Origin of the sequence: Kribbella orskensis, assembly GCF_004342085.1 — a bacterium.
Lineage (GTDB): Bacteria > Actinomycetota > Actinomycetes > Propionibacteriales > Kribbellaceae > Kribbella > Kribbella orskensis.
The window spans coordinates 67,569-93,205 of sequence record NZ_SLWM01000020.1 but is presented as its reverse complement, the minus strand read 5'-3'; the positions used below and the strand labels follow the sequence as shown (position 1 = coordinate 93,205).

23 protein-coding genes and 1 pseudogene are annotated in these 25,637 nt (G+C 69.2%); 10 read left to right on the top strand and 14 right to left on the bottom strand.

Annotation, left to right across the window (positions count from 1 at the left end):
- Positions 1-156: 156 nt before the first annotated feature.
- Genes recO through EV644_RS34845 form a run of 3 tightly spaced genes read right to left on the bottom strand, consistent with a single transcriptional unit; the run spans position 157 to position 2,831 of the window.
- Positions 157-915 carry a DNA repair protein RecO gene (gene recO / locus EV644_RS34855; RefSeq protein WP_132194214.1) on the bottom strand — a complete coding sequence of 253 codons (759 nt, stop codon included), beginning with the start codon at positions 913-915 and terminating at the stop codon, positions 157-159.
- Between the two features lie 39 nt (positions 916-954).
- The gene (locus EV644_RS34850; protein WP_132194216.1) at positions 955-1,845 is read right to left on the bottom strand and encodes an SDR family oxidoreductase; all 891 of its coding nucleotides are present in this window, start codon (positions 1,843-1,845) and stop codon (positions 955-957) included.
- Positions 1,842-2,831, bottom strand: coding sequence for an aldo/keto reductase (locus tag EV644_RS34845; protein ID WP_132194218.1), 990 nt, complete (start codon positions 2,829-2,831; stop codon positions 1,842-1,844). Before EV644_RS34845 ends, EV644_RS34850 begins: the two co-directional genes overlap by 4 nt.
- A 151-nt stretch (positions 2,832-2,982) precedes the next feature.
- On the opposite strand from EV644_RS34845, the pseudogene EV644_RS47940 reads away from it, so the two are divergent.
- The 3 genes and pseudogenes from EV644_RS47940 to EV644_RS34830 form a co-directional block, all read left to right on the top strand.
- Positions 2,983-4,179 (top strand): annotated as a pseudogene (locus EV644_RS47940) (ABC transporter permease); the annotation flags it as partial.
- A 1,877-nt stretch (positions 4,180-6,056) separates the two neighbouring features.
- Positions 6,057-6,866: an ABC transporter ATP-binding protein gene (locus EV644_RS34835; protein ID WP_241999201.1), complete on the top strand. Its 810-nt coding sequence runs from the start codon at positions 6,057-6,059 to the stop codon at positions 6,864-6,866.
- On the top strand, positions 6,863-7,540 hold the full coding sequence (locus tag EV644_RS34830; RefSeq protein WP_132194224.1) for an ABC transporter ATP-binding protein: 678 nt from the start codon (positions 6,863-6,865) through the stop codon (positions 7,538-7,540). The genes EV644_RS34835 and EV644_RS34830 overlap by 4 nt, the downstream gene beginning before the upstream one ends.
- Here EV644_RS34830 and EV644_RS47320 read toward each other — a convergent pair.
- The 4 genes from EV644_RS47320 to leuA all read right to left on the bottom strand — a co-directional run bounded on the left by EV644_RS47320 (position 7,537) and on the right by leuA (position 11,344).
- Positions 7,537-7,668, bottom strand: coding sequence for a hypothetical protein (locus EV644_RS47320; protein WP_255511394.1), 132 nt, complete (start codon positions 7,666-7,668; stop codon positions 7,537-7,539). The two genes, EV644_RS34830 and EV644_RS47320, sit on opposite strands and share 4 nt — an antisense overlap.
- Positions 7,658-7,975 (bottom strand): SAV_915 family protein, encoded by a 318-nt coding sequence (locus tag EV644_RS34825; protein ID WP_132194226.1) that lies wholly within the window; start codon positions 7,973-7,975, stop codon positions 7,658-7,660. Before EV644_RS34825 ends, EV644_RS47320 begins: the two co-directional genes overlap by 11 nt.
- Positions 7,976-8,086: 111 nt before the next feature.
- Positions 8,087-9,583, bottom strand: coding sequence for a GNAT family N-acetyltransferase (locus tag EV644_RS34820; RefSeq protein WP_241999204.1), 1,497 nt, complete (start codon positions 9,581-9,583; stop codon positions 8,087-8,089).
- A 42-nt stretch (positions 9,584-9,625) separates the two neighbouring features.
- Complete coding sequence (gene leuA, locus EV644_RS34815) at positions 9,626-11,344, bottom strand: 2-isopropylmalate synthase (protein WP_132194228.1); 1,719 nt, start codon at positions 11,342-11,344, stop codon at positions 9,626-9,628.
- A 502-nt stretch (positions 11,345-11,846) separates the two neighbouring features.
- Here leuA and EV644_RS34810 point away from each other — a divergent pair.
- Positions 11,847-14,447 carry a glycosyltransferase family 4 protein gene (locus EV644_RS34810; RefSeq protein WP_132194230.1) on the top strand — a complete coding sequence of 867 codons (2,601 nt, stop codon included), beginning with the start codon at positions 11,847-11,849 and terminating at the stop codon, positions 14,445-14,447.
- 9 nt (positions 14,448-14,456) lie between these two features.
- On the opposite strand, the gene EV644_RS34805 is transcribed toward EV644_RS34810, so the two are convergent.
- Positions 14,457-15,074 (bottom strand): dienelactone hydrolase family protein, encoded by a 618-nt coding sequence (locus EV644_RS34805; protein WP_255511409.1) that lies wholly within the window; start codon positions 15,072-15,074, stop codon positions 14,457-14,459.
- 34 nt (positions 15,075-15,108) lie between these two features.
- Here EV644_RS34805 and EV644_RS34800 point away from each other — a divergent pair, with 34 nt between their 5' ends.
- The 4 genes from EV644_RS34800 to EV644_RS34785 all read left to right on the top strand — a co-directional run bounded on the left by EV644_RS34800 (position 15,109) and on the right by EV644_RS34785 (position 19,046).
- Positions 15,109-15,696 (top strand): ArsR/SmtB family transcription factor, encoded by a 588-nt coding sequence (locus EV644_RS34800; RefSeq protein ID WP_132194234.1) that lies wholly within the window; start codon positions 15,109-15,111, stop codon positions 15,694-15,696.
- A 907-nt stretch (positions 15,697-16,603) separates the two neighbouring features.
- On the top strand, positions 16,604-16,963 hold the full coding sequence (locus tag EV644_RS34795; protein WP_132194236.1) for a YciI family protein: 360 nt from the start codon (positions 16,604-16,606) through the stop codon (positions 16,961-16,963).
- Between the two features lie 9 nt (positions 16,964-16,972).
- Positions 16,973-18,208, top strand: a complete 1,236-nt coding sequence (locus tag EV644_RS34790) for an RNA polymerase sigma factor (protein ID WP_132194238.1) — start codon at positions 16,973-16,975, stop codon at positions 18,206-18,208.
- 70 nt (positions 18,209-18,278) lie between these two features.
- Entirely contained in the window at positions 18,279-19,046 is a 768-nt protein-coding gene (locus EV644_RS34785) for a DUF427 domain-containing protein (RefSeq protein ID WP_132194240.1), read from the top strand.
- A gap of 33 nt (positions 19,047-19,079) precedes the next feature.
- Here the strand turns inward: EV644_RS34785 and EV644_RS34780 are convergent, their stop codons facing one another.
- The 3 genes from EV644_RS34780 to zwf form a co-directional block, all read right to left on the bottom strand.
- Positions 19,080-20,003, bottom strand: coding sequence for an ornithine cyclodeaminase family protein (locus tag EV644_RS34780; protein ID WP_132194242.1), 924 nt, complete (start codon positions 20,001-20,003; stop codon positions 19,080-19,082).
- Between the two features lie 58 nt (positions 20,004-20,061).
- On the bottom strand, positions 20,062-20,574 hold the full coding sequence (locus EV644_RS34775; protein WP_132194244.1) for a methylated-DNA--[protein]-cysteine S-methyltransferase: 513 nt from the start codon (positions 20,572-20,574) through the stop codon (positions 20,062-20,064).
- Between the two features lie 75 nt (positions 20,575-20,649).
- Positions 20,650-22,032 carry a glucose-6-phosphate dehydrogenase gene (gene zwf, locus EV644_RS34770; RefSeq protein WP_132194246.1) on the bottom strand — a complete coding sequence of 461 codons (1,383 nt, stop codon included), beginning with the start codon at positions 22,030-22,032 and terminating at the stop codon, positions 20,650-20,652.
- 114 nt (positions 22,033-22,146) lie between these two features.
- Between zwf and EV644_RS34765 the strand changes: the two genes are divergently transcribed.
- Entirely contained in the window at positions 22,147-22,560 is a 414-nt protein-coding gene (locus EV644_RS34765) for a PPOX class F420-dependent oxidoreductase (RefSeq protein ID WP_132194248.1), read from the top strand.
- Positions 22,561-22,646: 86 nt separating this feature from the next.
- Positions 22,647-23,636 carry a GNAT family N-acetyltransferase gene (locus EV644_RS34760; RefSeq protein WP_241999205.1) on the top strand — a complete coding sequence of 330 codons (990 nt, stop codon included), beginning with the start codon at positions 22,647-22,649 and terminating at the stop codon, positions 23,634-23,636.
- Positions 23,637-23,654: 18 nt separating this feature from the next.
- On the opposite strand, the gene EV644_RS34755 is transcribed toward EV644_RS34760, so the two are convergent.
- Genes EV644_RS34755 through EV644_RS34745 form a run of 3 tightly spaced genes read right to left on the bottom strand, consistent with a single transcriptional unit; the run spans position 23,655 to position 25,595 of the window.
- Positions 23,655-24,326 (bottom strand): GNAT family N-acetyltransferase, encoded by a 672-nt coding sequence (locus EV644_RS34755; protein WP_132194250.1) that lies wholly within the window; start codon positions 24,324-24,326, stop codon positions 23,655-23,657.
- Positions 24,326-25,276, bottom strand: a complete 951-nt coding sequence (era, locus tag EV644_RS34750; RefSeq protein ID WP_132194252.1) for a GTPase Era — start codon at positions 25,274-25,276, stop codon at positions 24,326-24,328. Before era ends, EV644_RS34755 begins: the two co-directional genes overlap by 1 nt.
- A complete protein-coding gene (locus EV644_RS34745) occupies positions 25,260-25,595 on the bottom strand; it encodes a cytidine deaminase-like protein (RefSeq protein ID WP_132194254.1) in 336 nt (111 codons plus the stop codon). The genes era and EV644_RS34745 overlap by 17 nt, the downstream gene beginning before the upstream one ends.
- Between the last annotated feature and the right edge of the window lie 42 nt (positions 25,596-25,637).

The following is a 25,637-nucleotide window of genomic DNA, read 5'->3' as shown; positions in this document are numbered from 1 at the left end:
CCGGGTGAGCGTCTGGAGCGTCGGGATCTGCTCAGGCGGTGCACAAAAGTGCCGGTTTGGGGAAGGCCGGCTGCCCTGCGGGGAGAGGCGGAACTCGGACGCGGTCGCGATACCTCTAGCGGGTTCGGATGGCGGCAGGTGATCGGGGCGGGGCGGTCAGGCTTCGGCGGAGCGTGCTGGCTTGGGGGTTAGGTCCAGGTAGGGCAGGGAGCGGAGTTGGCGGTCTAGGTGCCAGGTTACGAAGGCGGAGACCAGGCCGGAGGCTTCTCGGCGGGTTCGGGGGTCGGTGGATTCGGCGGTGGGCCAGTCGCCGGAGAGGAGGGCGGCTAGGAGGGTGACGGTGGCGGGGGCCGGCATGGCGGAGGCTGGGGGGCGGCAGGTGGTGCAGACCATGCCGCCGGCGGCTGGGTTGAAGGCTCGGTGGGGGCCTGGTTCGCCGCATTTCGCGCAGTCGGCGAAGGACGGGGCGTAGCCGGAGATCGCCAAGGAACGAAGCAGGAAGGAGTCGAGCACCAGGCCGGGGGTGCGTTCCCCGCTGGAGAGAACGCGGAGGGCGCCGGCCAGCAGGAGGTGTTGCTGGGTGGCGGGTTCCTTCTCCTCGACGACGAGGCGGTCGGCCGTCTCCAGCAGGACCGTGCCGGTGGTGTACCGGGCGTAGTCGCCGACGATGCCCTCGCCGTACGCCGCGATCGACTCGGCCTGGGTGACCACGTCGAGGGTCCGGCCGGTCGCGAGTTGCAGGTCCACGTAGCTGAAGGGTTCGAGCCGGGCGCCGAAGCGGGACGACGTACGGCGGACGCCCTTCGCGACGGCGCGGACCTTGCCGTGGCCGCGGGTCAAGAGCGTGGCGATGCGATCGGCTTCGCCCAGTTTCTGGGTGCGGAGCACGATCGCCTCGTCACGGTAGAGCGGCACTGGCCCATTCTCTCAGGTCGCGGACGAATACTCGGTCTCTCAGGTCGCGGACAGGTACTCGGCCAGCCCGATCGGCGGCTGCCCGGTCAGGTCCTCGACGGCACTCGTCACCACGCTGAGCTCCCCGCTCGCGATCGCGGCGTACGACGTGACCCAGCCGGCCACCTCCCACGCCGGGGCGCCGAATCCTTCGCGCGACCGGTAAGCCTCGTCGAGGGTCTCCGCCTCGTACCGCACCGGTCGCCCCTGGGCCTCCGAGATCCACGCGGCAGCCTCCGCCAAGGTGAAAGCGGTCGGCCCGGTCAGGTCATAGGTCATCCCCGAGTGCGCGTCCGAGGTCAGTACCCGTGCGGCGACCGCGGCCACGTCGTCCCGGGCGACAGCGGCGACCCGGCCGTCCCCGGCAGGCCCGCGGATCACCCCGTCCTCACCGGCGAACCCAGGGATGAAGTCCAGGTACATGTTGTCCCGCAGGAAGGTGAAGTCGATGCCGGCGGCCCGCAGATACTCCTCGGTGTGCCAGTGGTCCCGCGCGAAGGTGAAGGTCGCACCCGGCGAAGCACCGACGAACGACGTGTACACGATCCGCCGTACGCCGGCCGCCACCGCGGCGTCAATCGTTGCCCTGTGCAAGGAAACCCGATCGGCGGTCTCGGACGCGCTCACCATCAGCAGCGTGTGCACCCCGTCGAACGCGTCCAGCAGCGCGTGCTTCTCCCCGTACGGCGCCTGGGCCACCTCCGCGTCCCGCAACGACGGAGCGCGCGCCGGATCCCGCACGAGCAACCGCTGCTGTACTCCGGAATCCGCCAGCAGGCGGGCGATCCGCGAGCCGAGCTGCCCGGTCGCTCCGGTGACCCCGATCAGCCCGGGCGCATCTCCGGGCAGCCAGGACCCCGGAGCAGGCTCGGGATCGGTCTCGAAGCTCATCGGTCGACCATCTTCATCCCGCCCGGGGCGTACCGGTCCCCCGCCACCGCGTCCGCCGGGAACGCCTCGTCCAGCGCGGCGAGATCCTCCGCGGTCAGCGTCACGTCCACCGCGCCCAGGTTCTCGGCGAGGTACCTGCGCCGCTTCGTCCCCGGGATCGGCGCGATGTCATTGCCTTGCGCAAGCAGCCAGGCGAGCGCGAGCTGGCTCGGCAGCACTCCCTTGCTCTCGGCGAGTTCCTGCACCTTGGCGACCAGGTCGAGGTTGCGCTGGAAGTTCTCGCCGGTGAACCGCGGGAGCCCGCGCCGCATGTCGTCCGGCTCGAAGTCGTCGGGCGACTTGAGCTGCCCGGTCAGGAAACCCCGGCCCAGCGGGCTGAAGGGGACGAACCCGACGCCGAGCTCGCGCAGCGTCGGCAGCACGCTCGTCTCCGGGTCACGCGTCCACAGCGACCACTCGCTCTGCACGGCGCTGATCGGGTGTACGGCGTGCGCGGCGCGGACGGTGTCACCTGACACCTCCGACAGGCCGAGGTACCGGACCTTGCCCGCCTGGACGGCCTCGGCCATCGCACCGATAGTCTCCTCGATCGGCACCTCCGGGTCGCGCCGATGCAGGTACCAGAGGTCGACGTGGTCCACGCCGAGCCGCCGCAGCGACGCGTCGATGGCGGTCCGCGCGTACTCCGGGCTGCCGTTCACCACGTTCGGCACGGCGACACCGGCCGCGGAGCGCTGGAAGCCGAACTTGGTCGCCAGCACCACCTGGTCCCGGCGGCCGGCCAAAGCCCGCCCGACGAGTTCCTCGTTGGCGCCGTCGCCGTACACGTCGGCGGTGTCGATGAAGGTGCAGCCGGCGTCGATCGCGGCGTGCACGGTGGCGATCGACTCGGCGTCGTCGCCCTGGACACCGTACGACTGGGACATGCCCATGCAGCCGAGCCCGAGGGCGGAAACGGTCAGTTCACCGAGGTGGGATTCACGCATACTCCGAACCTACCTTCGCCGGACCGGCCGCGATCGGAGGGGCCACGGTCAAAGGGGCGAGAGATCACCCTCGGCGACCGCCCGATACCAGCCCGCCACAGACAAACCCGGTGCAAGCAACAACTAGGCATCGTTGTCAGCCGGCTCCCTGATGACGACCCTCACGATCCGTAAGTTTCGGCCGGAGGCAAGAAGTCACGGCGGCTGGGGGTTGTCACGCATGTTCCTGCGGCGAGCGCTGAGCTACCGGAGGTCCCAAGCTCTGGTGCTGGCGGGAGTCAGCCTCCTGATCGGGACCTGCGCGACCTTCGCACCGTGGTTCTCGCGGGCGGTGGAACAAACGGTGACCACCGAGACGCTCAGCAACCAGTACCTCTCGGCCAGCTGGCAGGTGGAGGCCAAACCGCCGAACAGTGTCGGCGCCTCGACCCCGAAGCAGCCCGAGGACCTGACTCAGCTCATCCCGGCAGACCTCAAGCCTCTCTTCACCCCGCCCGCCTACGGCCTGAGCGTGGACATCCTCTGGGGACTCCGCGGCCGGGATCGTGAGATCAGCACCAAGGTGATCTGGCGGGACGGCTACTGCGCCCAGCTCGTGATCGTCCAGGGCCGCTGTCCCCAGGCCGCCGGCGAGGTCGTCGCCTCGACCGTCGACGAGAAGTCGTACGACGCCGAACCGGGCGCGGTGCTCGGCGCGACCTCCGACAACTACGCCGGGGGTGGAACGCTGAAGGTGGTCGGCCTCTACCGGCCGGTGGACCAGAACGCGCCGTACTGGTTCGGGCGCGGGCCGATCGGACGTTCGGGTCCGGCCACGGCCAAGACCCCGGCGACCTCCGACTACCTGCTCACCGTGCGGGAGACCTTCAACACCGGAGTCTGGGGCTACCGCTCCACCATGGACACCCGGCCGATTCCGGGTGTCGCCACCGCGGACCGCCTGCAGCGCATCAAGGCGGTCACCAACCAGGTCGACGGCAATGCGGCCGAGCTGGAGCTGGAGGCCCAGAACAGCACCGGGCTGGACGGCCTGATCGACACGATCCAGGCCGAGCGCAAGCAGGCGACCACGATCATCCCGCTGGTGATGGTGCAGGTCGCCCTGTTCGGGGTGGTCGTCCTCGCCCTCGCGCTGGGCGCAGTGGTCGATCAGCGACGCCCCGAGGTCGCCGTAGCCCGCCTGCGCGGATCGAGCGCACGGCGTACGGGCAGGTCGCTCTTCATCGAGCTCGGCGCGGCGGTGCTGATCGGCACGGTCGCCGGGATCGTTACGGGCTTCGGCCTGCTGTTGATCGTTCGTGCCACCTGGCTGAACGACGGCGCACCGCTCGAGTTCCCCTGGACAGTGCCGGCCGCACTCGCGGTGGCCGCGGTGGCCGGGCTCGCGGTGGTCGCCTGGTCGGTCCGCACCGTCGTCCGGCAGCCGATCTCCACCCTGTTGCGCCGCGTCGCGCCACGCCGCCGCGGTCGAGCCATCGGCATGATCGACCTGTCCATCATCGTGCTGGCTTCGGCCGGCCTCGTCGCCGCGCTGACCGGCGGCGGCGGGGGTCCGCTGCCCGTGCTCACGCCGACTCTGCTCGCGCTGGCGGTCGGCCTCACCTTCGCCCATCTCCTGCTGCCGGCCGCCGGCCTGGTCAGCCGCCAGGCGCTGCGCAACGGACGAGTCGGCCTGGCACTCGGTGCCCTGCAGGTCTCTCGCCGCCCAGCCGTGACTCGCATCGTCGCGGTCGTCGCGGTCGCGACAGCGCTGGTGTCCTTCGCAGGGCAGGCATCGTCGGTCGCCGGCCACAACACTGAGGTCCGAGCCGGGTACGAGACCGGTGCCGACGGCATCCTCTTCATGAAGTTCCTCGACCTGGGCGACTTCACCCGGGCGATCGACAAGATCGACCCGGACCGGCACTGGTTCACCCCGGTGGTGTTCGGCCGGCCGCCATCACCGGATGCGCTGCGGACGCTGATGATCGAGCCGGACAGCTTCCAGCGGATCGCCTTCCGCGGTGACCAACTCACCGATGCGGAGGGATTCCAGCAGCTGAAGGCGCCCACCGGCCTCGGCCCGATCGACCTGCGCAGCGACCGCCTGCAGGTCACGGCGACCCCCGGCAAGATGACGCCGGTGCTGCCGCGGAGTGCCACCGGCGAGGCTCCTCCCCCGCAACCGCCCGCGAAGTCCGTGATCATCGAGGCAAACGTGGTCAGCCTCCGCAACGGCGCGCGGTATCTGGTCCGGTTCGACCCGATGCCGCTGGTCACCGGCAAGACGTTCACCCTGAGCACCTCGATCGACTGCCTGGGCGGCTGCCGGTTGCTCCGTGTCGGGATCGGCCGCGACGTGAACGACTCGTCCGGCGTCCGCGGCGAGATCGCGATCAGCGAGCTCGGTACGCCGCAGCAGCCGTCGCTCCCACTGGGCAAGGCCGCCGACTGGAAGCCGATCCGGCAGCTCGGTGGCGAGCTCGGCTCCCTCGCGACGAAGGACGGACCGGCCGGTGGACTCACGCTCGACGTGACCAGCCTGTCCGCCGAGCAGTTCGTGCAGTACGGCACCGTGCCGCCGACGATGCCCGCGCTCGTCACCCCGGAGTACTCCGTCGACGAGTCGACCTCCACACCAGGCGTCGACGGCGGCGCGATGCTGATCCAGAAGATCGACCGCCTGGGCGGTCCGGTCAACCGGTACTCCGAGAAGACCGCCGTCGTCGACCTGGAGACGGTACGCCGGCTGGGTGGTTCGGTGGACTCGGGCAGCACGGACTTCCAGCTCTGGCTGAACGCCGACGGCCTGGCGAACCTCGACAAGATCACCAAGGGGCTCGCTGACGCGGGAGTCACCGCGAGCCTGGTCGACAGGCGGTCGGACCGGATCGACAGCTACGGGCGCTCCGCGAGCTCGCTCGCCCTGCAGCTGACCCCAGTCGTCGGCGTCGCCGGCTGGTCCCTGGCAATTATCGTGCTCCTGCTGATGGTGGTGACCTCGTGGCGGTCGCGCGCCCAGGACTACGCGAGCCTGCGGCTGACCGGCGTACCGGTGGGCACCACCGGACGGGCTGCTCGGTGGGAGCAGACCGGGCCTGTCGCGCTGGCCACGCTGCTCGGCACGGTCTGCGGCATCGTCGGCGCGCAGATCGCGCTGCCGCTGATCCCGCTGTTCGCAGAGACGTTGCAGGCTTCACCGATTCCGCTCGAGCTGAGTAGGAACTGGCCTGTCGCTCTCGTGCTGTGGTTGATCGGCACCCTGGTGCTCACCACGACTTGGCGGCGCTGTCCGGCATCGGGATCTCCGTGCGGCCCGGCGAGCTGGTCGGGCTGTTGGGACCGTCCGGCGCCGGGAAGTCCACGTTGCTTCAGTTGTGCGGCGGGTTGCTGACGCCGAGCGCCGGGCGGTTGCAGATCGGCGAACACAACGTCGCCACGATGACCGAGGCCGAGCTCGACCGGATGCGGGCCGGCGATGTCGGCATCGTGTTGCAAGGCGCCGCACGCAACCTCGTCCCGTACCTGACGCCCGAGGACAACGTCCGGTACGCCCAGGGCGCCGCTCCCCGGGACCGGACCCTGCCGTCGCCGGCCGAGGTTCTCGAACTCGTTGGCCTGAGCAACCAGGCCCGTACTCCGCTGGGGTCGCTCACGCCCGGGCAGATCCAGCTCTGCGCGGTCGCCGTGGGGATCGCGACCTTCCCCGGGTTGTTGCTCGCCGACGAGCCGACCTCCCAGCTCGACCACCACGCCCGGGACGAGGTGCTGGCCGCGATCTCGACGATCAACGCGACCACCGGAATGACCGTGCTGCTGATCACCCATGACCCCGAGGTCGCGGCCGTCCTCCCCCGAACCATCACCATCCGCGACGGCCGGATCGCATCCGAAGGCCGCGCGGGCGAGGAGTTCGCGGTGGTCGCCACGGACGGGTCGTTGCCGCTGCCGCCGCACGTCGCCGAACTGCTGCCGCCCGGCACGCTGGTCCGGGTCACCACCGCCGACAACGGAGATGTCCGCCTCACCCCGGTCGAGCAGGAAGGCCAAGCATGATCTCGGTGACGAACCTGACCGTCGCGTACGACGAACTGGTCGCCGTGGCGGAGGTGTCCCTGCAGGTGCCGCCGGGGTACGTCCTTGCGGTCAGCGGCCCATCCGGCGCGGGCAAGAGCTCGTTGCTCTGGGCAATCGCCGGAGCGGCGCCGGTGAAGTCGGGCGAGGTACAGGTGGACGGGCTGAGGATCACCGGGCGCCCGGCGGCCGCGGCTCACGGAGTGGTGCTGATCCCGCAGGGCAACGGCCTTGCGCGGGTGCTCACCGCGCGGGAGAACCTGTCGCTGCCGTTGCTTGCCGACCGCAAGCTGTCCGCCGACGAGGTCGAGCGCGAGGAGGCGCTGGAGTCCGTCGACCGGATCATCGAGAGAGCGCTCACGGCGGTCGGGCTAGAGGAGAGCGGCGACCACCTGGTCGAGGAGCTCTCCGGCGGCGAGCAGCAGCGGGTCGCGGTGGCGCGCGGACTGGCCCAGCGCGGCAAGGTGATCCTCGCCGACGAGTCGACCAGCGAGCTCGACAGCTCCAACAGAGAGCGCGTTCTCGAACTGCTTCGCGCCGAGGCGGACCGGGGTGCCGCCGTCATCATCGCCACCCACGACCCGAGCGTGGCCGCCGGCGCCGACGGCCACGCGACCATGGATGAAGGCCGCCTGAGCTGGGAACGGCGGCTCTAGTCGAGCATGTAGAGCAGGACCGAGAGGGCGGCCATCACGACGATGATGCGGACGATCGCGACGAACTCCGGGTCGAAGCGCTGCCGGCGCGCCTTGTGGGGATGCGGGTCATAAGGCTCAACGGCCACCGTGACCTGCCAACACCGAATCCCGCGCCGCCGTCTCGACCGACGCCGGTGCCGGAGTACCGACGTCCGGGCCGACCAGGACCGGGTCGAGCTGGATGATGCTGATCCCGAACGGGGCCAGCAGTTCCCGCAGTACTGACTCGTGCATCCGGATCCACTCCTGCCGCGGCCCGGTTGCCGCCCGCAACAACTCCATACTGCTGAACGCGATGCCCACCCGGACCCCGTCGGGACGTCGCCCGAACTGCAGCGCCGCCACATCAGCGGCGCCGGCAACCCGGGTGGGCACGAATAACGGAACGCTCATCGACTCTCCTGGCAATCGGCAACTCACAGCACCGACGCTAGGCCGCGATCCACCCCCGAACGCCTTCTCTCACAGACTTCCCACACGTTTCTCACACCCTCAAACACCGCTTCAGAGTGCGAGTTGGAGAGGGTGCTCGGGTGGGCCTTCGGCCAGGAGGGTTTCGAGGAGGACGCCTAGAGAGCGGGGCGAGAAGACGGCGGGGCCGGAGTAGGACTTGAGGTCGGACACACTCCACCACTGGTGGCCGTGGACGTTCTCGGCGCGGAGCTCTTCCGGGCTCATGGCGCCGGACGGGGTGAAGGAGTCGAGACGGACGAGGTAGTAGTCATTGATGACACCGTCATAGCCCTTGGCGTGGCCGTCGGCAACCACCACCTGGTGCCACAGATGCGGCGGGTCGTCCGGCGCCTCGATGCCGACCTCCTCGCGAAGCTCCCGGACCAGAGCGTCATGAGCCGACTCCCCCGGCTCGACGCCACCACCCGGCGCGGCCCACACCCTCGGGCGGTCGTCGAACTCGAACCGCAGCAAGAGAATCCGGTCGTCCTGATCCAGTACTACGCCCCGCGCGGCCGGGCGCAGGCGTGGTACCGGGACCTTCAGCTCACACTCGACCAGCTTCTCCACCGGCCGGAAACCGAAGCGGGCATTCACCTTCTGCATCGCCGAGTTCGTCTCGGCGGTCCACGTGTGCAAAAGCTTCTGGGTGGTCCGGTGCCTGGCCAACTGCTCGAGGTTCGCGAGCTTCAGGTGGGCGCCGAGGTTGTGGCCGCGGTGCTCACGCAGTACGAGGGTGTCGAGTTGCTGCGCGGTGTCCGGGTCGGTCCGTGGCAGGTAGATGACCGTATAACCGGCCGGCCGGCCATCGGACGTCCGCGCCAGCGTCAGCAGGGACAGCCAGGTCTTGTCGACCCGCTCCTCCTGGGCACGGAGCTTCTCGACGTGCCAAGGCGCCGGGTCCTTGGTCATGCCACCCGTCGGTACGTCGCGGTCCATCGCGGTCCGCAGGTCGGCGAACGCCTGCAGGTGCTCCTCCGGACACGGCCCCGCCCACGAGGTCAGCTCGTATCCGTCGAGTGCCTCCACCTGCACGGCACCCTCGTACGGCAGCGGCACGACGAGATGATCCTCGATGTGCTGGACGGTGAAGCCGAGCTTGGCCGCGAAGATGCTCCCGGGCCAGGTCTCGGTGGTGAACCCCTCCGGCACGCCCAGCTCGCACTGGAAGATCGTGCGCTCCTCCACTGCGGCGCGGGACCTCGCCCAGCCCCACAGCGCCGTACCGATCCCGCGACGACGTTCGGCCGGTGGGACGCAGATCTCCACCTCGATCGAGTCCAGGTTGCTCTCGGTCCAGGTCTCGAAGAGCATCGCGCCGACGACCCGGTCTCCTGCGAAGGCGGCCACCGGCAGGCGCTGCTTCAGCGGGTTGGGAGTGCGCAACGAGTACGCGAGGGCGTCGTGGCTGCTCAAGATCGCGGCCGGCCGGTCGGCGACCGCGCCGGCCCGGTAGACGTCGTACCAGCCGTCGAAGAGGGTCTCGTCGGACGGGTCGATCTCGCGCACGGTGATCACCCGCCCGACCCAACCAAACGACAGGGCCACCCGCCACTGAATATGGCGGATGGCCCTGGATCGTCAGCGCAGTCAGCGGGTGGCGCGGTTGATGGCGGAGACGACCGCCTTCAGCGACGCGGTGAGGATGTTGGCGTCCTGGCCGACACCCCAGAAGACCTCGTCGCCGACCTCGCACTCGACGTACGCCGCGGCGAGCGCGTCACCGCCGGCCGAGAGGGCGTGCTCGTGGTAGTCCAGCACCCTTACGTCGTACTTCAACGGCTGGATCGCGTCGACGAAGGCCGACACCGGGCCGTTGCCCTCGCCGGTCAGCTCGTGCGGTACGCCGCCGGAGTACACCTGCACGCGGAGCTGGTCGCCCTGGCCCTCGCTGGACGTCGAGTTGACCGTCAGCAGCGACAGCTTGCCCGGCGCGAGGTACTCGGCCGCGAAGATGTCCCACATCTGCTGGGGGCCGACCTCGCCGCCCTCGGAGTCGGTGTGCTGCTGGATCACCCGGCTGAACTCGATCTGCAGCCGGCGCGGCAGGTCGAGCCGGTGCTCCGACTTCATGATGTAGGCGACGCCACCCTTGCCGGACTGCGAGTTGACCCGGATGACCGCCTCGTACGAGCGACCCACATCCTTCGGGTCGATCGGCAGGTACGGCGCCTCCCAGGCGATCTCGCCGACCGGCTTGCCCTCGGCGGCGGCCTGCTTGTCGAGCGCCTCCAGGCCCTTCTTGATCGCGTCCTGGTGGGAGCCGGAGAAGGCGGTGTAGACCAGGTCGCCCGCGTACGGCTGGCGCTCGGGGACGCGCATCTGGGTGCAGTACTCGACGGTGCGGCGGATCTCGTCGATGTCGGAGAAGTCGATCTGCGGGTCGATGCCCTGGCTGAACAGGTTCATCCCCAGCGTGACCAGGTCGACGTTGCCGGTCCGCTCGCCGTGACCGAACAGGCACCCCTCGACCCGGTCCGCCCCGGCCATCAGGGCCAGCTCGGTCGCGGCCACCGCCGTACCGCGGTCGTTGTGCGGGTGCAGGCTGATCGTGCTGTGCTCGCGCCGAGTCAGGTTGCGGCCGAACCACTCGATCTGGTCGGCGTACACGTTCGGGGTCGACATCTCGACGGTGGCCGGCAGGTTGAGGATGATCTCGCGGCCCTCGGCGGGCTGCCAGACGTCGCTGACCGCCTCGCACACCTCGAGCGCGAACTCCAGCTCGGTCCCGGTGAAGATCTCCGGGCTGTACTGGTAGCCGAACTCGCAGTCGCCCAGCATCTCGTCGGCGTACTTCATCACCGTCTCGGTGCCGCGGACCGCGATGTTGCGGCACTCGGCCTTGTCCACGGTGAAGACGACCCGGCGGAACAGCGGCGCGGTCGCGTTGTAGAGGTGGATCGTCGCCTTCGGCGAACCCTGCAGCGACTGCACGGTCCGCTCGATCAGCTCCTCGCGGGCCTGGGTCAGCACCGAGATGGTGACGTCCTCGGGGATCGCGTCCCCCTCGATCAGGCTGCGGACGAAGTCGAAGTCGTACTGGCTGGCGCTCGGGAAGCCGACCTCGATCTCCTTGTAGCCCATCCGGACCAGCAGGTCGAACATCCGGCGCTTGCGGGCCGGCGACATCGGCTCGACCAGAGCCTGGTTGCCGTCGCGGAGATCGGTGGACAGCCAGCGCGGGGTCCGGTCGACGGACTTCGTGGGCCAGGTCCGGTCCGGCAGCTGGATCGGCGGGAACGCGCTGTAGCGCTGGACCGGCATGCCAGAGGTCTGCTGGACTGGCTTGGGCTGATTCTTCGGTGCCATGATGCGGGTTCTCCTCGCGGGAAGCGTGTACTGCGGGGTCGGGATGCGACCGGCGTACGACGAAACTCCGCGGCGAGGGAACCGGCCTACGTCAGGCCTCGCCGCGGCAGCGAAGGAGAAGAAGCTGGTGCCGCATGATGCCAGCGAGTCTATGCACAATCCCATCCAGAGGTCGAGCCGGGGGTCTCGCCAACCGAGACAGGTCCGTCACCGGGAGTAGTACTTCCGAGTATCACGGTCCGGTCCCTGCTCTTGCGTCAGGGCCGGATCAGCGTCACAGTCCGTAAACATGGGGACGTGTTCGAGATCCATGAGACCCAGTCGGCGACAGGTCTTACTGGCCGGCACCGTCGAGACGCCCGCAACGAACTGATCGTCCTGGCACTGGCGGCAGCCAGGTAGGTCACGACCGCGACCGGGCGAGAACTCTCGACTACCATCTTCCGGTCTGGACCCAGGAAACGACCCGGGTCAACCGGGTAAGACGATCGAGGGGAACCGGGTGTCCGAGAAGTCGACGCCGGCCAAGCCGCATGTGGTGATGATGGTCGCCAACGACATCAGCAACGACGCGCGGGTGATCAAGGAAGCAGTGGCGCTGGCGCAGACCGATGTGCGGGTCACGCTGCTCGGCGTCGCCTCGGCCGGCAGCGCGGCCAACCTGGACTCCCTCGACCACCGGGTCGTGATGATGCGGCTGCAGGGCGCCTTTCCCCTGCGGGACGACCGGATCCGGCGGCGGAAGCAGCGGCGGGCCCGCCGGCTTCCGCTGGTGGGGTACCGCCTCACCGCCGACTCGGTCGTGCAGCAGATCCGGATCGACGCCAAGCTGGCCGATCTCAAGGCCGAGTCCGGACGAGCCGCCGCGGACCGCAAGGCGGGATCGGCCGGTGCGCTGGGCTACAAGCTCGGGGTGGTGGGCCGCGGGCTGCGGCAGCGGAGGCTGCGGCTCGGCCAGCAGAGCATCACGGTCCGCAAGGGCCTGACCCGCCGGCAGAACAAGCTGTTCGCGTCCGGCTGGAAGACCTGGGACGACGTCCAGGCCAAGACCGAGCGGCCGGTGAACTGGCGCAAGGTCGTGCCCGAGGCCTACGACTACGAGAAGATCTTCGGTCCGGTGCTCGACGAGCTGGCGCCGGACGTGCTGCACGCCCACGACATGCACCTGATCGGCGTCGCCACCCGCGCCGCCGGTCGCGCATCGCTGCGGGGCCGCACGATGAAGGTCGTCTACGACGCGCACGAATACGTTCCGGGCCTGTCCAGGTACCACCCGCGGACGCCACGCTTCATCGCCGCCTGGGCCCAGCACGAGCGCGAGTACATCCGCAGCGCCGACCGGGTGATCACGGTCAGCCCGGCGATCGCGCGCAGGTTGCAGACCGAGCACCGGCTCGACCGTGAGCCGACCGTCATCATCAACACGCCCAGCCAGTTCGAGGGCACGGCCGACGTCGACGACCTGCGCAGTCAGGTCGGGCTGCCGGACGACGTTCCCCTGCTGGTCTACAGCGGTGGCGTCACCCGCGCCCGCGGCGTCGAGACCGCGGTCCAGGCGCTCCCCCAGCTCCCCGGTGTCCACCTCGCCGTGGTCTGTGTGCCGACCACGAAGATGCGGCCCGTCGACGAGTTGCGGACCCTGGCGGAATCGCTGGGCGTCGAGGACCGGGTGCACTACGTCGAGCCGGTCGGGCCGGACGAGGTCACCTCGTTCCTGCGCACCGCCGACATCGGGCTGATCCCGATCCTGCGGTTCCCCAGCCACGAGATGGCCCTGCCGAACAAGGTGTTCGAGTACATCTTCGCCGGGCTGCCCGTGGTCACCAGCAACATGCCGAGCCTGACCGAGTTCGTCAACGAGACGAAGATCGGCGAGGTCTTCGAGGTCGAGAACCCGACCGACCTGGCCGCCAAGGTCTCCCGCATCCTGGCCGACCCGGCGCCGTACCGGGAGCGGGCCGGCGACGTCGAGCTCCGCCGCGAGGTCTCCTGGGAAGGCCAGGCCGACCAGCTGCGGAACCTGTACGCCGACCTCGTCGGCAGGGAACTGCCGGTGGATGCCGCTCAGCCGGCCGCACGGCAGGTCTTCATCGGCCCCGCCAACACCGCGGGCCAGGCAGGCCAGTGGGCCAAGGCGATCCAGCGCAACAACCCGGGCAGGTCGGCGGTGTCGATGCGGATCGAGGCCGGCCTCCAGGACTTCCCGGCCGACTGGACCGTCAAGCGGGAGCGGTACAAGTCGAGCGCCGCCTGGCGGGCGGAGACCGCGGACTACCTGCTGCACAACGTTTCTCACGTGCTGTTCGAGAGCGGCAGGCCGATCCTCGGTCAGTCGTCCGACGCCTGGTTCGGCAACGACCTGCCCGTGCTCGACTCCGCGGGCATCAAGCACGGCGTGATCTTCCACGGGCCGGAGGTGCGGGACCCGCGCCGGCACGCCGAGGTCTACCCGCACTCGCCGTTCACCGACCGTGAGGACGAGGCGACGACCCAGCTGCAGGTCGCCGTCGACCTGATGCAGGCGCACCTGAAGGACTACGCAGGACCGCGCTTCGTCGCCACCCCCGACCTGCTCGAGTTCGTCGAAGGCAGCGTCTGGCTGCCCGCGGTCGTGGACCTGGATGACGACGCTCCGGCCCAGCCGGTCCTCGAACGCGACAGGCCGGTGGTCCTGCACGCGCTGTCCAAGACAGCTCTCAAGGGCACGGCCGACATCGACGCCGTCCTCACGGAACTGCAGTCGAAGGGCCTGATCGAGTACCAGCGGGTCGAAGGTGTCTCCCACGCCGAGCTGACCAAGCTGGTCCGGGACGCGGACATCGTCGTCGATCAACTGCTGCTCGGCGCCTACAGCGCCTTCGCGGTAGAGGCGATGGCCGCCGGACGAGTCACCGTCGGCCACGTCGCCAAGCATGTCCGGGAGCTGCTCCCGCTGGAACTCCCCATCGTCGAGGCAACCCCGGACACCTTGAGCGACGTCATCGAGCAACTCGTCTCCCAGCGAGGACCGGCCCGGGCAGCAGCCGCCGCCGGACCGCAGTACGTCAAGGAACTGCACGACGGCCGCAAGTCCGCCGAGGTTCTCTCAACCTTCCTGCAGTAACTGGGGAGCTCAGCGGATCGGTTCGAGGAAGCTGAGCACCCGGGTCATCAGGAGGGCGGTCGCGTCCTTGTCGTAGGCCGGCAGGGACGAGTCGGTGAAGAGGTGCTCCTTTCCTGGGTAGAGGAAGAGCTCTGCCTGGTCGGTGGAGGCGACGAGAGCGCGGGCCGAGGCCAGGTCGCCGTCCTCCTCGGTGAAGAACGGGTCGGCGTCCATCCCGTGCACCTGGACGGGAACACCCTCGGGCCAGGCCTCGCCGAACTCCGAAACCGGGACGCACGAGTGGAACAGCAGCGCTCCCTTGGCACCCGGACGGGTCTGGGCCAGCTCCTGGGCCGGCATGCCGCCGAGTGAGAAGCCCGCGTAGACCAGTGCGTCGCCCAGCCCCTCTGCTGCGTCGATCCCGCGCTGACTGACCGTGCCGAAGCCGGTCTGCCGCGCGTAGTCCAGTCCCTCGTCGAGGGTGCCGAAGGTCTTCCCCTCGTACATGTCCGGCAGGTGCACGGTGTGACCTGCCTGGCGCAGTTCATCGGCGAAGGCCCGCACCCCCTCGGTCAGTCCCTGCGCGTGGTGGTACAGCACTACCTCGGCCATGGTCTGCTCTCTTTCGGGCGTGAATGATCCAAATATTTCGAACGAACCATGATGCTAGTCTAATCCGATCATGGCGATCAACCCCCCGGTCCCGGACTACGACCTCGAGGACACCGTCGAACTCACCACGGCCGAGCAGGTGCGGGCGATCAGCGACCCGCTCCGGACGACGATCCTCGGCCTCCTGCACGAGCGCGCCGCGACCGTGACGGAGCTGGCCGCCGCGGTCAAACGGCCCAAGAGCACCGTCGCGCACCACGTCAACGTCCTCGCCGACGCCGGCCTGCTGCGCGTCGTCCGGACCAGGCGGGTCAGAGCGATCGAGGAGCGGTACTACGGACGCGCCGCGCGGATGTTCTACATCGGCCTGGGCCGGCGGCGCTCGGACGGCAAGGAGCTCCCGAAGGACTTCAACGACTTCGAGGTCGCCGCGAAGGAGTCCGCGACCGCCTATGACCTGGGTCAGCTGCGCTCGTTCATCCGGCATGCCCGGATCCCCGAGGAACGCGCGGCCGAGTTCTGGAAACGCGTCGACCAGGTGATCCACGAGTTCGACAAGCTCCCCCGCTCCGGCGACTCCACCTACGGCTTCACCGTCGGTCTCTACCCGATGATCGACTACCCCACTCTCCCGCCCCGCCCCGACGAAGAGGCCTGACCAGGCCCCACGGCACCCGAGGAGTCCTGGTTGAGCAGCGCCAGTGCGACGGCGGGGGACGGCGGAGACTCCCGAAACCGGCACCTTGTGCACCACTTGAGCAGATCCCGGCGCCCCGGCCACTCAACCGGTGCACAAAGTGCCGCCCCCCTGACACTCAGCCGGACCCCGGGGCGGCAGAAACTTCTGCAACGGCACTTTGTGCACCAGCTGAGCAGGTCCCGCGCGAGGAAACTCCCCCGGCCGGACGGGGCGGCGGCAAGTCCCGCGAAACCGGCACCTTGTGCACCGCCTGAGCAGACCCCCGCGCTCCGGCTGCTCACCCGATGCACAAAGTGGCACCTCGGACACCAAGGCGGGGCCTCGGACACCAACTCGGCACCTCGGACACGAACCAACCTGTCCCCAGCCCCCACAAGGTGTCCACGGTCCCCACAACCGCACCGGGCTCCCGGGCTCCCGGGCTCCCGGGCTCCCCGAAAGGTGTCCCAGGCCCCCACAAGGTGTCCCCGGTCCCCATGACTGCACGCCAGCCGGTCTGGGCCGGTGATCGGGGTCCCGATGGCGGGCTGTCCGGCCGCTGGCGCCTTACAAGCCGCCAGTCGGCGAACAACCTGCCAGCGCCAGCAGGACGAGCGGTACCCGCGCGAGAGCCGGTCGTTGTGCTGGGTCTCGGGCATCTCGGTTTGTCCTCCGTGGCCAGGATGTCTGTGAAGACTCAGCGCCGCCAGAGCCCTCAGGCGTTACAGCGGAGGTGGATCCGCCTGCCCGTCGAGCCGGGCTGCAACTCGGGCTGCCTCGTAGCGCTGGTGAATTTCGTCCTGTTCTGTCCAGAATCGGGTGTCAGCTCCGATCACTGGGCGAGCCGGTACACCGTGACCGGACGCAGCCCGAGGAGAGATGGCCGATGAAGTACATGATCATGATGTTCGGCGGCATGGGCGAGACCCTGCAGGACCGGTCGCCGGAGTGGATCAGCGACATGCAGAAGCTGCTGATGGGCCTCGACGCGGAGCTCCGGGAGTCCGGCGAGCTCGTCGACAGCCAGAAGCTGATGGACCCCGCCGCCGCGAAGACGGTCCGGTACGTCGCGTCGAAGGCCGCCCCGACGGACGGTCCGTTCGCCGAGGTGAAGGAGTCGCTGGCCGGCTACTGGATCATCGAGGCGACCGAGCAACGGGCGCTGGAGATCGCCTCCACCGTGGTCGACTTCATCGAGTTCCCGATGGAGGTCCGGCAGCTCATGGACCAGCCCCCGGAGATGTGACGATCCACCATGGAGCAACCTGTCGAGGACCTGCTGCGCGAGCTCGCCCCGCAGGTCCTCGCCACGCTCGCCCGGCAGTACGGGGACCTCGACAGCTGCGAGGACGCCACCCAGGAGGCGTTGCTCGCCGCCCTGACCCAATGGCCGGGTGAGGGTGTTCCGAGCCACCCGCGCGGATGGCTCCTGACCGTCGCCCGCCGATCTCTCGTCGACCACTGGCGCCGTGAGAGCGCCCGTCGGCAGCGTGAAGAGCGGGCCGGCGACTCACAGCCCCGCGCCTTCCCGGTCCCGGGTGCGGACGAGCAACCGGCGGATGCCGACGACACGCTCACCCTGCTGTTCCTCTGCTGTCAGCCGACCCTCGCGCCTGCCGCACAGATCGCGCTGACGCTCAGGGCGGTCGGCGGTCTCACCACGAAGGAGATCGCCGGCGCCTTCTTCGTCTCCGAGGCGACCATGGCCAAGCGCATCAGCCGGGCCAAGCAGAGTATCGGCCACACCTTCGAGCGCCCGAAGGATCTCGCCGCCGGCCTGGGAGCACTGCTCAGCGTGCTCTACCTGATCTTCAACGAGGGATACACCGCGAGCTCGGGGCCCACCCTGCACCGGGTCGACCTGTCCACCGAGGCCATCCGCATCACCAGACTGCTCCGTCGGTTGATGCCCGCCGACGGCGAGGTGGCCGGCCTGCTCGCCCTGATGCTGCTCACCGACGCGCGCCGCCCGGCCCGGACCGACGGCCACGGCTCGCTGATCCCTTTGGAGGACCAGGACCGCTCACTCTGGGATCAGGTTGCGATCCAGGAGGGCATCACGTTGCTGACCGAGACCCTCGGGCGGTTCCCGGTCGGCCAGTACCAGATCCAGGCCGCGGTCGCCGCAGTACACGACGAAGCACCGACGGCCGCCGACACCGACTGGCCACAGATCCTGGCGCTCTACACCACCCTGGAGCACGTCGCGCCCGGGCCGATGGTCACCCTCAGCCGCGCGGTAGCCCTTGCGAACGTCCACGGTCCGCGGGCCGGCCTGGCATTGCTCGAGACCTGGAACGACGAGGACAAGACCACCCACCGCCTGGACGCCGTCCGCGCCCACCTGCTCGAACTCGCCGGCGACAGCGGTCGAGCCCGCGACCATTACCTTCGGGCCGCCCGGACTACCGCCAGCCTCCCCGAACAGCGCTACCTCCACTTGCGCGCCTCCCGACTCAACCCGCGGTCGATGCCAGGGAGCCGCTCATGAACCGGCACGGCGGCGGTGTGATCATCGAAGAGGACCTCAAACCTCCGACGCAGGGCACTAGGAGTGACCGATGCAGGATTACCCAGCGATGAGTACCGCGGTCGACCGGGTGGAGCCGGTGCCTCGGCGGGTGCGGGCGATGGTCGGCGACGAGGTGGTGATCGACACGACCCGGGCGTTGTACGTGTGGGAGTGGCCGAACTACCCGCAGTTCTACATCCCGGTGGAGGACGTCAAACCCGGCGTGCTCGTCGACGAGGACCATGTCCAGAAGCTGAAGCGTGGCACCGCTCGCCGGCAGGCCTTGCGGGTCGGCGACATCCATCGTCCGGAGGCGGCCCGCCTGTACGGCGACGACGCGGTCACCGGGTTGTCCGGCACCGTGCGGTTCGAGTGGAGCGCGCTGGACGCGTGGTACGAGGAGGACGAGGAGGTCTTCGTCCATCCTCGCGATCCCTACACCAGGGTCGACGCGCTCCGTTCCACCCGGCACGTCCGGGTCGAGCTGGACGGCTTGCCGCTCGCTGATTCCTCCTCGACCGTGATGGTCTTCGAGACGGGGCTCCCGACCCGGTACTACTTCAACCGCACCGAGGTCGACTTCAGCCACCTCGAATGGTCGGACACCGTCACGGCGTGTCCTTATAAGGGACAGACCACCGGGTACTGGTCGGTCCGTTCCGGTGACGTCCTCCACAAGGACCTGGCCTGGGCCTACGACTTCACCACTGCGGCGCTGGAGCCGATCGCCGGTCTGATCGCCTTCTACAACGAGAAGGTGGACATCACGATCGACGGCAAGGCATTGACCAGACCGGTGACGCACTTCTCCAAGTGATCCGCTCAGGTGGGCCGGGCAACAGCTCGAGGGCTACCGCGGCCGACGCACGCGCCAGGCCGAGTACGCCGTACTGGCGACGGCCAGGTCCTGCCAGGCCATACCGACGCCCTTGAAGACGGTGATTCCGTCGGCGGGTGGCATCCGCGGCCGATCGACGATGTCGACCAGGCGGTCCGCCTCGAGAGCACCGGCAGCGATGGCTTGGATGACGTCGCCGGCTTCGCGCAGAGCCGTCGCGCGCTCCTCCACGATCACGTGACGCGCACGGCTGAAGACCTTGTCGTCGAGCTCGCGAGCGTCCGGCTCGTGCGACCCGACGGCGACGACGCAGGCGTGGTCGGCGAGCAGCTCGCCATCGAAGAGCGGCTGCCGAGCCGTGGTCGCGCAAACCACGACATCGGCACTACGAACAGCTTCGGCGGTACCAACCTCAGCCACCAGGTCGTCGGCACGGATCCGATCGACGAGTGCCTGCGCTCGTTCGAGGTTGCGTCCGACGACGGTGACCTTGCGAATCGGCCGCACCGCGCGGATCGCCTCCACATGCCCCCACGCCTGCGGCCCGGAGCCGAAGACCACCAGCGATTCCGCGTCCACCGCGGCCAGGTCACGGACGGCCAGTGCAGACTGGGCCGGAGTTCGCAGCGTGGTGAGCGCCGTACCGTCGATGAAGGCCTGCGGCGTCATCGTGACAGCGTCGAACAGCACGTACACCGCCTGGATCCTCGGCAGCCCGGCTGCGGGATTGTCCGGTGCGATCCCGGCCAGCTTGATCCCGACGACCTCAGCGGTGGCGGCCGGCATCAACAGGAGCTCCCCACCCGCTGTGGGCAGGGAGCTCCTGGGTGGACCTGACGCGATCCCCGCGGACAGCGCGTCCGCGATCGCCGTGATCGCGTCGCTCCACGAGACCAGCGACATCAGTTCGGACTCATCGATGTACGGCGGCGTCATCCAGCTCCTCAGGTCGGCGTCAGCGGCTGATCACCTCTCCGAGCATTATCGACGCTCGTCAGAACAGGCGCTCGGCCCTGACTGCCTCCGGCTCCTCGAGGTCGAGCAGCTTCTGCTTGCGCTTGAGGCCGCCGGCGTAGCCGGTCAGTTTGCCGTTCTTCCCGACGACCCGGTGGCACGGCACGATGATGGAGACCGGGTTGTGCCCGACCGCCTGGCCGACCTCCTGGGCCAGCGACTTGTCGCCCAACCGCTCCGCGAGCTCCCCGTACGTCGTGGTCTCACCGAAGGGGATCTCGTCCAGCAGAGCCCAGACCTGCCGCTGGAACTCGTCGCCCGACAGCTCGATCGGCAGGTCGAAGGTGGTGCGCTCGCCCGCGAGGTACTGCTCGAGCTGGCGCGCCGCGTCCGACAGCAGCACATCGGTGTCGACGGCAACCTCTTCGCCGAGCTGTGCGCGTTCCGGCCTGACCCAGTGCTGCGGGAAGTACAGACCGGTGAGCGCGCCGTCCGACGCGACCAGGGTGAGCTCGCCCAACTCGGTCTCGACCACCGCGTGGCGGTTGTTCATGACCTCGAATCCTCTCCTCGATTCAACCCTCACCTGTTGAACGTCCGAGCCCTCGAAGATGTGAGGCTTTCGGGACTAGCGGCGCTTGTTCTGCAGGTGGACCGAGTGCCAGTCGGTGTCGTCGACCGACGGGCCCCAGGTGCCGCGCTCGTACGAGGTGGGCTGGTCGGGGAGGTCGAGGACCGGTTCGACGATCCGCCACTGCTCCTCGATCAGGGCCTCGTGGACGAAGCGCTCGGGACGGCCGTCCATGGCGTCGTCGAGGAGTCGCTCGTACGCCTCCTGCTGCGGGCCGAGGGCGGTGGCGAAGTCGACGAGCAGGTCGATCGGCTGGCTCTCCGTTCGCGGGCCGGGCGTCTTCGCCTGTACTGCGATCGCGACGCCGCTGTCGTGCCCGAGGCGGAAGCGCAGCAGGTTCGCGTCCGGCACCTCGAGGTGGCTCGGGATCAGCCCGCGCGGCGGCTGCTTCAGCTCGACGACCACCTCGGTCGCAGTACCGGGGAGGCTCTTACCGGCTCGCAGGTAGAACGGCACGCCCTCCCAGCGCGGGGAGTCGATCGTCAGCCGGGTGGAGACGAAGGTCTCGGTGGTGGAGTCCGGTGCGACACCCTGTTCGTCCAGGTAACCGGCGTACTGACCCCGGACGGTCGAGTCCGTGGTCATCGCGCGCATCTGGTGCAGCACGGCCACCTGGGCCTGCCGGAACGCATCGTTGCCATCGGCCACCGGTGGCTCCATCGCCAGCAGAGCGGCGATCTGGAGCGCGTGGTTCTGCACGACGTCGCGGATCGCGCCCGCCTGGTCGTAGAACCCGGCGCGGCCCTGCGTCCCGAATTCCTCGGCCAGCGTGATCTGCACACTGGCGATGTGGTCGCGGTTCCACAGCGGCTCGAACAGCGCGTTCGCGAACCGCAGTACCAGCAGGTTCTCGACGGCCTCCTTGCCGAGGTAGTGGTCCATCCGGAAGATGCGCTCGGGATCGAAGGTCGACCGGAGGACCGCGTCGAGCTCCCGGGACGACTGCGGATCGCGGCCGAACGGCTTCTCGACGACCACCCGGCCGCGCGCGGCAAGACCAGCGGCGCCGAGGCCCGCGATCGCGTCACCGAACACCGTCGGCGGGATCGCCAGGTAGAACAAGGGGCGCTCGGCCGTCTCCAGCCGCTGCGCGATCTGCTGATAGGTCACGGGATCCGTGTAGTCGCCGGTGACCATGCTCAACGCCCCGGCCACCTCGCGCCACGCGTCCTCGTCGACGTCTCCACCAGTGGCCTCGACGATCGCCTTCCGGGCTGCCGTCTCCAACTGCTCGTCATCCCACGCCGACCGTGCGACACCGACCACCGGTACGCCGAGCCGGCCGCGGCGGGCCAGCTGGTACAGGGCGGGGAACAGCTTCTTGGAAACCAGGTCTCCGGTGACGCCGAAGATGACCAACGCATCACTGCGGGTACTCATTGACAACCTTCCGATTCAACTCAGGGCGGTACCGCCCCGGGTTATAACAGCGATCGGCCCCGAGATATTCGCTCCGCCGGGGAGCCGTTTTGGCCGGATTCCTAGGCTTGGGGCATGACTTCAGATCTTCTTGGCACTCTCGGGCGCAGCGGGCTGGGTGTACTGGTCACGATCAAGCGGGACGGGCGCCCGCAGTTGTCCAACATCACCTACCTCTACGACGGGGAGCGGATCAGGATCTCGCTGACCGACGACCGGGCGAAGACCAGGAACCTGCGGCGCGATCCGCGGGCGAGTCTGTACGTGAACGGGCCGCGCGGGCGGTCGTACGTGGTGGTCGAGGGGAAGGCCGAGCTGACCCCGGTGGCGGCCGACGAGCAGGACGAGGTGGTCGAGCAGTTGGTCGCCAACTACCGGGACGCGGCCGGCGAGCACCCCGACTGGGACGATTACCGGCGGGCCATGGTGGCCGATCGGCGGTTGTTGTTCACCATGACGATCGACCACGTGTACGGCATGGCCGGCTGAGCAGCGGCGATAACTTGGGCCCAGGAACTTCTTGACCGGCGGTAAATGACTCGCCGTGATCGCCTGTCCTGGTCCACGCTGTGCTCGTGGACACTAAGAGGCTTTCCCCCGACAACGAGGTCGGGTGTGCGGATGCTGTGGCGTTGATGACCGCCGCCGAGAAGGTCGACTGCCCGGAGTCGGTGCTGCCGACCCCTCGAGGCTACGCGGCCCACCTGAAGTACGGCTGGGACGGCAACCCCGGCCAGGCCTATCTGGCGCGCGACGATGACGGCGTCCTGGTGGGCCAGCTCACCGTCCACCTGCCGACGTACGACAACACCCACCTGGCGTGGTGCGGGGTGGACGTCCATCCGGATCACCGCGGCCGCGGCATCGGCGGAGAGCTGATCGCGTACGCCGAGGAGCTGGCGCGGGGCGCCGGGCGGACCTCCATGGGCCTGAGCCAGTGGGACCTGCCGAAGGCGGACGCGTTCGCCCGGCGGTACGGGTTCGAGCGCAAGGCGATCGAGGTGAACCGGCGGCAGGACATCGCCGGCCTCGACTGGACCACCGTGCAGAAGCTGTACGACGAGGCAGTACGGGCGTCGTCAGGCTACGAGTTGGTCCGGGTGACCGGTCGCCTGCCCGAGGAGATGCTCGAGGACATGGTCGCGTTGACCGCCTCGATCAACGATGCGCCGAAGGACGACCTCGACGTCGAGGACGACGAGTTCAGCCCGGAGAGGTTGCGCGCCTACGAAGAGGCCCAACTGGCGCACGAGCGGACCGTGTACCGGGTGATCGCCCGCGAGCGCGCCACCGGAGCGCTGGCCGGGCACTCGACAGTCACGGTGGAGCGGGAGCGTCCGCACATCGGCGAGCAGCACGACACCGCGGTCGACCGCGCGCACCGGGGTCACCGCCTCGGCGCGCTGGTGAAGACCGGGATGCTGCTCTGGATGCGCGAGGCCGAACCGGCGCTGGCTCAGCTGGACACCTGGAACGCCGAGTCCAACAACCACATGATCGCCATCAACGAGCAGCTCGGCTACCGCATCGTCGCCCGCGCGATGGCCTACCAGAAGTCGCTCTGACAGCAGTTCCGTGAGCTGCTAGAGCGGCTCGACCAGGGTGACCGCCATCCGGTTGCTCACGCTGAAGCCGAGGCCCTCGTAGAGCCGGATGGCGTTGACGTTGGTGCCACTGGCGTGCAGGAACGGGCGGTTGCCCTCGGCTTCGATGCCGGCGGCAACCGCTCGCATCAGCCGGCTGGCGAGCCCCTGCCCCCGGTACTTCGGATCGGTGCAGACGGCGCTGATCTCGACGTACCCGGGCGGGCGGAATCGTTCGCCGGCCATCGCGATCAGGTCGCCGCCGCGGCGCAGGCCGAGATACCCGCCGAACTCGATCGTCCGCGACCGGAACGGCCCCGGCTCGGTGAGAGTCGTTAGCGCGACCATGTCCGCGAGGTCGTCGGAACCGAGCCCGACGGCGTCCGTGTCGACGGCGCCGAACGACTCCGGGGCCACCAGTTGCACAAGATCGAAGACGCGGACGACCTTGAAGGCATCAGGAACCAGCAGCTCCGGTCGCATCAGCGCGGCGACGTTCCCGGTGCCGACCAGCGCCGCCGCGTCCGCCCAGTCCTGGTCGGTCACGTCATCCGGCAGCCCGAGGAAGGGCGCCACCTGCGCGGGGTAGCGACGGGCCCGCCCCTTGACCTCGGCCAGACCGGCATGCGCTCCGGCGAGCGCGTAGTACGCCGGGTTGGTCAGCACTTCCATCAGAAGCCGAGCTTGCGGAGGTGCTTGGCGTCGGTCTGCCAGTTCTTGGCGATCTTCACGTGCAGGTCGAGGTAGACCGGCGTACCCAGCAGGGCCTCGATCTGGCGGCGGGCGTTCGCGCCGACCTCGCGCAGCCGGGCGCCCTTGTGCCCGATCACGATGCCCTTCTGGCTGTCCCGCTCGAGGAAGATGTTCGCGTAGATGTCGAGCAGCGGCTTGTCGTCCGGACGGCCCTCGCGCAGGCCCATCTCGTCGATAGTGACGGCGATCGAGTGCGGCAGTTCGTCCCGGACGCCTTCCAGGGCGGCCTCGCGGATCAGCTCACCGACCAGGATCTCCTCGGGCTCGTCCGTGACGTCGCCGTCCGGGTAGAGCGGCTGACCGGCCGGCAGCAGCTTCACCAACTCGTCGGCCACCGTGTCGATCTGGTACCCCGAGGTGGCGGACACCGGTATGACGGACGCCCACTCGATGCCGACGGACTCCCCCAGCGTCTGGATCTCGGAGAGGTGCTCGACCATCCGCTCGGGCGAGACCAGGTCCGCCTTGGTCGCCAGCGCCACCTTCGGGGTCTTGGCCACCTTGGCTGCCTCGGTGACCAGGAACCGGTCGCCCGGGCCGATCCTGTCGCTGGCCGGCAGGCAGATCCCGATCACGTCGACCTCGGCCCAGGTGGTCTTGACCAGGTCGTTCAGCCGCTCGCCGAGCAGCGTGCGCGGCTTGTGCAGACCGGGGGTGTCGACCAGGATCAGCTGCGCGTCGGGGCGGTGCACGATGCCCCGGACCGCGTGCCGGGTGGTCTGCGGCTTCGACGAGGTGATCACGATCTTCTGACCGACCAATGCGTTGGTCAGGGTGGACTTGCCCGCGTTCGGCCGGCCGACGAAACAGGCGAAACCGGAGCGGAACTCGCCGCCGGTCGCCGGGGACTGCTCAGGTGTGGACGACATCACGAACCTCTCCGTTGCCATTGGCAACGACTACCGGAAGAGCGGCGCCGCCGAAGTAGCGGACCACCTCGACATCGACCTCATCGGCCTCGGTGACCACCGCGGCGGCCTCGATCCCCTTCACCCCTGACGATACGGCCATCGCCACCGCGAGCTGCAACGCGCTGAGCCGGACGGTGTCCAGCTGCACGGTGCAGGCGGCGTACGTGCGGCCGTCGGTGTCGCGCACCGAGGCGCCCTCCGCGGCCCGGGTGCGGGCCCGGGCGGCACGCGCCAGGGTGACGAGCTTGGCGTCCTCGGCCGGGAGGTCAGCGGACAAAGGTCACATCCTTGGGGGTCAGGCGGTCTGGGTGTCAGGGGT

Coding starts and splice junctions, on each gene's coding strand:
- EV644_RS34850 (WP_132194216.1), bottom strand. CDS start 1,845: ATGAGCTTCGAGACCGATCCCGAGCCTGCTCCGGGGTCCTGGCTGCCC.
- EV644_RS34845 (WP_132194218.1), bottom strand. CDS start 2,831: ATGCGTGAATCCCACCTCGGTGAACTGACCGTTTCCGCCCTCGGGCTC.
- EV644_RS34830 (WP_132194224.1), top strand. CDS start 6,863: ATGATCTCGGTGACGAACCTGACCGTCGCGTACGACGAACTGGTCGCC.
- EV644_RS34825 (WP_132194226.1), bottom strand. CDS start 7,975: ATGAGCGTTCCGTTATTCGTGCCCACCCGGGTTGCCGGCGCCGCTGAT.
- leuA (WP_132194228.1), bottom strand. CDS start 11,344: ATGGCACCGAAGAATCAGCCCAAGCCAGTCCAGCAGACCTCTGGCATG.
- EV644_RS34800 (WP_132194234.1), top strand. CDS start 15,109: ATGGCGATCAACCCCCCGGTCCCGGACTACGACCTCGAGGACACCGTC.
- EV644_RS34795 (WP_132194236.1), top strand. CDS start 16,604: ATGAAGTACATGATCATGATGTTCGGCGGCATGGGCGAGACCCTGCAG.
- EV644_RS34790 (WP_132194238.1), top strand. CDS start 16,973: ATGGAGCAACCTGTCGAGGACCTGCTGCGCGAGCTCGCCCCGCAGGTC.
- EV644_RS34785 (WP_132194240.1), top strand. CDS start 18,279: ATGCAGGATTACCCAGCGATGAGTACCGCGGTCGACCGGGTGGAGCCG.
- EV644_RS34780 (WP_132194242.1), bottom strand. CDS start 20,003: ATGACGCCGCCGTACATCGATGAGTCCGAACTGATGTCGCTGGTCTCG.
- EV644_RS34775 (WP_132194244.1), bottom strand. CDS start 20,574: ATGAACAACCGCCACGCGGTGGTCGAGACCGAGTTGGGCGAGCTCACC.
- zwf (WP_132194246.1), bottom strand. CDS start 22,032: ATGAGTACCCGCAGTGATGCGTTGGTCATCTTCGGCGTCACCGGAGAC.
- EV644_RS34765 (WP_132194248.1), top strand. CDS start 22,147: ATGACTTCAGATCTTCTTGGCACTCTCGGGCGCAGCGGGCTGGGTGTA.
- EV644_RS34755 (WP_132194250.1), bottom strand. CDS start 24,326: ATGGAAGTGCTGACCAACCCGGCGTACTACGCGCTCGCCGGAGCGCAT.
- era (WP_132194252.1), bottom strand. CDS start 25,276: ATGTCGTCCACACCTGAGCAGTCCCCGGCGACCGGCGGCGAGTTCCGC.